Annotated in this window: 2 protein-coding genes; one reads left to right on the top strand and one right to left on the bottom strand. The window is 58.6% G+C overall.

Going from position 1 to position 1670, the window contains the following annotated elements:
* Positions 1 to 165, bottom strand: a 165-nt coding sequence (locus tag GX181_07765; GenBank protein ID NLM71837.1) for an HPF/RaiA family ribosome-associated protein, incomplete at its 3' end; no start/stop codon positions are given.
* 152 nt (positions 166 to 317) lie between these two features.
* Between GX181_07765 and GX181_07760 the strand changes: the two genes are divergently transcribed.
* Entirely contained in the window at positions 318 to 1511 is a 1194-nt protein-coding gene (locus GX181_07760) for a pyridoxal phosphate-dependent aminotransferase (protein ID NLM71836.1), read from the top strand.
* Positions 1512 to 1670: the final 159 nt, after the last annotated feature.

Genomic DNA, 1670 nt, shown 5'->3' with positions numbered 1-1670 from the left:
GTTGGAGGTTATCTCCACCGTGTAAAGGCCCCTGCCGAAGCTGACGACTATTTGACTATCTATGATACGGTTGAAAAACCTCTCTAGCTTGGACATCTTGTTTTCCATGTAGTCTTTTAAATCTTCCTTGATCTCGACTCCCCTGGTCACGAACCGTATGTCCATGCCGATCCCCTCCAATCAGACTCTGTAGTATGCTATTATTCTAGCACCGGACAAGGGGAAGGGCAAGAAAAAATCCGATCCCTCCGGGACATGCTGACGCCGTTTGCACTGACCAAAGAACGGCGTCGGCATCATCAAAGGAGGCGAAGCAAATGCGCATCTCCGCAAGGGCCAGAAAGATGCAGCCCTCCGCCACTCTCGCCGTCTCGGCGAAGGCGAAGGCCCTGAAAAGAGAGGGCAGGCCGGTGATCTCCTTCGGTGCGGGCGAGCCCGACTTCGACTCACCTCACGCAGCGATCCGCAGCGCGGAGGAGGCGATGATGAAGGGACACACCCACTACACGCCGAGTTCCGGCATCCCGGAGCTGAAAGAGGCCGTCTGCGACTATTACAAGGAGCGTTTCGGGCTTGCTTACAAGCCCTCGGACGTGGTGGTGGGCGCCGGAGCAAAGCCCCTGCTCTACGAGGCGCTCGGCTGCCTGGTCGACCCGGGGGACGAGGTACTTGTCTTCACCCCGGCATGGGTGAGCTACGTGGAGCAGATCCGCTTCTTCGATGCTGTACCCGTGCTGGTCGACACATCCGACACCGGCTTCGTGCCAAGCATGGAAAAGGTGCTGCAAGCGGTCACACCGAGGACCAGGGCCATGATCGTCAACACGCCGAACAACCCGACCGGAGCCGTGTACGACGAGGAATCCCTTCGCTCGCTGGGCAAACTGGCCGTGGAGAGGGATATAGTGATACTCTTCGACGAAATCTACGAGCGACTGGTCTACGGCGACTCCGTCCATCATCACATCCTCGGGCTGGTGCCGGAGGCGAGGGAGAATACGATCATCATAAACGGAGTGAGCAAGGCCTTCGCCATGACAGGATGGAGGATCGGCTACTCGCTCGGCCCCTCGGAGATAATGGGCTACCTTAGCGACCTTCAGGGGCACATAACCTCAAACGCCTGCTCCGTGGCTCAGTGGGCCTCCGTGGGCGCGCTGAAGGACGCGGAGGAGGACGTCAAGGCGATGCACGCCTCATTCGGCAAGAGGCGCGACCTCATCGTCTGCCTGATGAAGGAGATACCGGGGATAGCTTTCACCGAGCCGAAGGGTGCGTTCTACGTCTGGTTCAACATCGAGAAGCTGCTCGGAAAGTCCTGGAAGGGGCAGGAACTCACCGACGACGCGACCTTCTGCAAGGTCCTGCTCGAGTCCAAGTATGTAGCGCTGGTCCCCGGAAGCGCGTTCATGGCCGACGGCAACATCCGGGTCTCCTACGCGAACTCCGAGGACGAGATACGAGAGGGCATGGCAAGGCTGAAAGAGTTCCTGAAGGAGCTGGAGGACTGATTGGAACAACGGAGGCCTGAGTAGCGACACTCCACGGCCGGCCTTCCATCCGCTCGGGACGACGGGGACTCCGTCGTCCCGACGAACCTCAGCTTGAGCGAATGGCTCAATTCGAATTTACACCATTATAGGGACTCATATAGGGACTCAATCCCACTG

It is taken from the genome of Synergistaceae bacterium, assembly GCA_012521675.1.
Classification (GTDB): Bacteria; Synergistota; Synergistia; order Synergistales; family Aminobacteriaceae; genus JAAYLU01.
This window is presented reverse-complemented; position numbering and strand designations above follow the sequence as displayed.

Bases quoted from the DNA above. Each gene is read 5' to 3' on its own strand.
- GX181_07760 (NLM71836.1), top strand. From the start codon at position 318: ATGCGCATCTCCGCAAGGGCCAGAAAGATGCAGCCCTCCGCCACTCTC.